The organism is Endozoicomonas sp. ONNA2, assembly GCF_024606365.1.
In the GTDB taxonomy this organism is placed as follows: Bacteria; Pseudomonadota; Gammaproteobacteria; order Pseudomonadales; family Endozoicomonadaceae; genus Endozoicomonas.
Genome location: NZ_JAHHPO010001207.1, coordinates 1 through 1,334 on the forward strand (window position 1 = coordinate 1; position 1,334 = coordinate 1,334).

At 39.1% G+C, this 1,334-nt stretch carries 1 protein-coding gene; it reads left to right on the top strand.

What is annotated here, in order from left to right:
- Positions 1–633: 633 nt before the first annotated feature.
- Positions 634–1,071 (top strand): hypothetical protein, encoded by a 438-nt coding sequence (locus tag KDK14_RS21210; RefSeq protein WP_257267260.1) that lies wholly within the window; start codon positions 634–636, stop codon positions 1,069–1,071.
- Positions 1,072–1,334 lie beyond the last annotated feature (263 nt).

Consider the following 1,334-nt stretch of genomic DNA (forward strand, 5'->3'; position numbering starts at 1 on the left):
TCTTAAATAAACTTTCTCTGTATCATGACGTACGATCAGTGGTAATCAGGAAATACTTTGGGATGCCTTACCCAGTGGGCATGGTGGTCATGAACTCCCTCCGCCGAGTTACGAATCAGTGGTTGCAAGAGGCTTTCATAAGTAGTTGGCAACGGCTTAATCTTTGACTCAACAGCATAATGCTTGAGCCGACCTTCACCACCCCTTGGTAACATTTTGATTTTAAACGAATAAAAATCGTGCCAACCATATATTCGAATAGAATATATGATTCAAAATCAAATGATTACGTCATTTTGGTGGTGAAAGTGGGCTTGAGTCTTGCCCGAACAAATTCCGGATGGTTTTTACGCTTTTTATTCTCTGAAGATAGTCAAAAAATAACCAGAAAAAAGTTGAGTGGAATTGAACGAAATGCCACCTGATACTGTCTAATCTTGTGGGCTAAGTTCCTATTGCCCTATTGATTGAAAGTTGAACCCAATTTTATCCAAATTATTTTCCGTTAAAAGTTAATTTAACGGGTAAAATTGAGTTGTTTAGTGGCTAATCCTTAAAATGATACCCTGCGATTTTGGCTTTCAACTATTAACTGGAACTTGGCCTTATTTAACAATTATTGAGGTTATTATAATGAATACGAATATAAACAGTCCAGCTAATCAAAGATCATTATTGATGTCAGGCAATTCCGGAGTAAAGTCTGATTCAGCTACTAATAAAACCACGCGAAGAGAAGTTTTTTCACGAGTAGTTTGTTCTACCGCTTTTGGAGTGTGTACTGCCTTTGTAAATCATATGGTTAATTTAAAAATGAATGATCCAGTCATTGACTATTTGAATGATCATTGTTTCAATAATAAGACGGGCGCTGATTACGGTGATTACTCAGAACTAACTCCGTATTTCCCTAATCTTTTGGTACCGTTAGCAATAACATCAACAGCTTTTTTTGTTTTCGCTAACATGGACAAAGTTTTTGATGGATGTAAATCAATCTCTGATCGGGTGTGCAGACATTTTTCGGCACCTGATGCCGCAGTAAGGCAACCTGAAACTGAAGATGTCTAGGGCGCTGTCCTTAATCTGAACCCCTGGCTTGGTCAGGGGTATAAATGGTTGGCCGATACAGCAGGGCTTACAGCGAATAAATGATTATTTGAAAGTTCACCTGGCGGGTGTACTTTCGATATTTTGCTTGTATGCCTTTGGTCAACCGTAGGTAAGTAGCTAACCATATGAAATCATATATTTCTGACTCCTTGTGTCGGCACTCTGTTTCGTTACAACTCCGGTCACATAGCTACGGCTATGCTTCCTCCGTTGTGCCTCGC